The organism is Chamaesiphon sp. OTE_75_metabat_556 (assembly GCF_031378165.1).
Lineage (GTDB): Bacteria > Cyanobacteriota > Cyanobacteriia > Cyanobacteriales > Chamaesiphonaceae > Chamaesiphon.
This window is the reverse complement of the sequence record NZ_JANNDR010000501.1, coordinates 1-2973: the sequence shown is the minus strand read 5'-3', so window position 1 is coordinate 2973 and position 2973 is coordinate 1. Positions and strand designations below refer to the sequence as shown.

Sequence of the window (2973 nt, the reverse complement as noted above, 5' to 3'; positions counted from 1 at the left end):
GGGAGTGGCAGCAGGAGCATTACAACTAGCGATTTGATTGTTATATACCCAGCCTTTGGAATTATCCGCCATTTGGATTTGGATAAAGGCATCTTGTTCCGATCGATAGACGACCTTGGTACCGCGTGCCAAATTGACCTGAATTTTGGCATCGCGCTGGGGCGCAGAGCGAACGCGAGTCGTCGGCAGATCGGTCGGTGTCGCAATCCGACATAGCTCGGAGCGAACATCGGTCGCAAAATCTTGACGATCGAATATGCCCCGACTAAACCAGACAAAACTACCGATTGCCGCCAAGATTGCTGATACACCACCAATTAGCGGCACCAAAATCTGTCCTGGGCGGCTGCCAGCCGTCGGCGGCAGGGTATTAGGACGAGTCATCACCGCTGGTGACGCCACAACAGTAGCTTGTGAGTCAAGACTGTGGGTGGGGAATTGCACAGAAGTAGCACCTGGGGGCACAATCCCACTAATCAGTCCTCTAACCGCCCTGAGAGCTTCTTCAGCCGTATGATAGCGATCTTTGAAGTGATAGCGGGTCATCCGCTGGAGAATGGCAATCAACTGGGGATTGGCGATGGTAAGGTGTTCCCACTTGAGTTCGCCAGTGCCATCATCAGCAGGGAGATCGTAGGGATTGATGCCAGTCAGGGCTTGAATCCCGATCGTCCCCAGGGAGTAGAGATCGCTATTGGGGCGCGGATTGCCAGAGGCTTGCTCGATCGGCATATAGCCTGGAGTGCCAATTGCCACCGTCGAGGTATTTTGGCCGTGGACTAGTTGCCGCTCGCGGACTTGTTTGATCGCACCAAAATCAATCAAGATCAACCGCCGATCGAGATTGCGGCGCATAATATTATCGGGTTTGATATCGCGGTGAATTACCTTTTGACCGTGAATGAACACCAGAATCTCTAAAATCTCTTGCAGCAGTTGGATGACTTGGGAATCGCTCCATTTGGTGCCATGAGTTAGCTCGGTCGAGAGCGGATGTCCGGGGACATATTCTTGAACTAAATAAAATTCTTGTTGTTCTTCAAAATAGGCTAGTAAGCGGGGAATCCGATCGTGATTGCCGAGCTGTTGTAAGACGATCGCTTCTTTTTCAAAAAGTTTGCGGGCGATGTCTAGTACCGATCGATCCGTACTAGCTGGTTTGAGATGTTTGAGTACGCATTTCGGATGGCCTGGTAAGTGCAAATCTTCGGTAATATAAGTCTGCCCAAATCCCCCGACACCCAAAACTTGAAGTACACGATAGTGTCCTGCTAATAACTGACCGATCATTGAATCATCCTATCTCCTCAGATATCTCAACTTTACCCTGCTTATTGACTAATTGACGAGAACTGGCAATTTTCAGCAGGACTATGGATCGACCCAGTAAACATTCTCCATTTGGTACTGAACCGATCGGGTACGAACTAGTTCCCAAGTGTCCTATGAGATCATCTGCTGAATTTGCGCGATCGCCCAACCAGGGCAACCACGTTGAATTGTGGAGACTTTGCGATTGATCTCTTGCCCTAGCGCATTTTTCAATACTTCGGTATGGACGATCGTATCGCCTTCGTGCAGATATTTAGCCAATACATCAACAGCCTTACTTTTGAGGGCTGCTTGGCGTTGGGGCAGCGATAGCAACGATCGATCTAGCATGGGTGATGCAGGGGGTATCGCGCTGGTCTGGTTCGTTGGTGGGTCGATCGGTAGCTGCGGTGGTGCTGGCGGCTCGATCGGTACTGGTGATACTGTTGGTGGTGACACATCCTCCTCTACGGTACTGCCGCTCAGTAATTCGCCGATATTGTAAATACCTTCAATTCGATCGATATCTTCGGCATCTTCAGTATTAAAAGTATTGAGATATGACTCTAAATCAACATCTTCATATTCTTCACCCAGATCGACTTGGGTCTTGGCGGTCGGATTCACACTGGTAATCGTCGAACTTACGGCTCCAGGCACTTTCGCTGATGCGGGTGGCACCGAGCCGGAAATTGGCACTTCGATCGCGATATTTTGTTCGGATTGTCGCTCGAATTCCAGCGGTAATGATGGATGATTCGCGCGAATTTGCTGCCGATCTAATAGTAATAATTGAGATGTTGTTAAAGATTTTGGTTCGGTACGGGGTGTCGATTTAGATTCGAGCCAAACTACATAATCTTCAGGTTCGATCTCGATTTCACCGCGTTCGGTGCGAATGATAAAATTACCCTGCTTAGGTTGTAAATCGCGGATTGAATACCACTTACCTTTGGTGAAAGTTAAGACATTGATGGGTGGATTGGGGACATTGAGCTGATAGCGTTTATTGTGCCACCATACTTTCCACAGTTCGATCGCCTCAGTATATTTAAGTCGATAGCCGTCAGGAACATCATAATAATGATGCTCGCTAAATTCGGGATGCGCCGATTTTTGCTTGGTAATAAATCCGACCGTGTGTGCCGCTTGAATAATTCTAGATGTGTAAGTAGATTTTTTCGCTAGTAGCACCTTGCGCTGCCATTGATTTACTTGTTTGCTAATCCCGATCAATTGACTATCGCGATCGCTTAGTCTAATCGATGTTTCTGTGTATTCTAACTTTAAATCCGGGCTGGAGATAAACTGCTTGTGACCCCGAACAAAATAGTCAATAATCTTAGCTAACTCTGCTGTTGCGAGTTGTGAATCTTGAGACTCAGGGGCAGCGGGGGGGCGATCTCCGCCACCAACAGGGAGGGAATTTGGTTCTGTCATAGGGTCACACCAGCCAACATTTTGCTCTATGGGGGTTCAAATACAACTTGGATGCTCGCGCAGTGAAATAACTACCGTTTAGATTCATCTACTGTGGAGCTACATCTTTGTATCCCACATTCTATCCAGTCAAATTTGTGATTGGTCAGTGGATCGGACGATTTTGAGCATTTTGACTGAGATAAAATATGCAATGACGTGATGATCGCGACTGGCCGTGAC

2 protein-coding genes are annotated in these 2973 nt (G+C 47.9%); both read right to left on the bottom strand.

From position 1 onward, the window contains the following. Positions 1 to 1290: serine/threonine protein kinase (locus tag RMO27_RS20095; protein WP_309735878.1), on the bottom strand; the 1290-nt coding region annotated here is incomplete at its 3' end. A gap of 153 nt (positions 1291 to 1443) precedes the next feature. Further along, positions 1444 to 2751, bottom strand: coding sequence for a hypothetical protein (locus RMO27_RS20090; RefSeq protein ID WP_309735876.1), 1308 nt, complete (start codon positions 2749 to 2751; stop codon positions 1444 to 1446). Positions 2752 to 2973 lie beyond the last annotated feature (222 nt).